The sequence below is a fragment of the Streptomyces sp. GbtcB7 genome (assembly GCF_019091445.1).
In the GTDB taxonomy this organism is placed as follows: Bacteria; Actinomycetota; Actinomycetes; order Streptomycetales; family Streptomycetaceae; genus Streptomyces; species Streptomyces mirabilis.
The window spans coordinates 1-229 of the sequence record NZ_JAGXJM010000787.1 but is presented as its reverse complement, the minus strand read 5'-3'; the positions used below and the strand labels follow the sequence as shown (position 1 = coordinate 229).

1 pseudogene is annotated in these 229 nt (G+C 72.1%); it reads right to left on the bottom strand.

Annotated elements, in window-relative coordinates:
- Positions 1-229 (bottom strand): annotated as a pseudogene (locus KVT44_RS57560) (DUF2092 domain-containing protein); the annotation flags it as partial.

The following is a 229-nucleotide window of genomic DNA, read 5'->3' as shown; positions in this document are numbered from 1 at the left end:
GGTGAAGTCGAAGGTGGAGGCGGCCGGCTTGGCGAGGGCGACCGGGGTGACCCCGGCGTCCACGACGGCCGCACCGCCCCTCGGCGGCACCAGCGTGAACTTCAGCGGCACCCCGGTCTTCGCGTCCACCGCGCCGGTGATCGCACCGACCCTGGAACCGTACTGCTTCGGCTTGATGTGCAGCTTGTAGGCGTCACGGCCCGCGACCTGCGCCGTACCGCCGACCGTC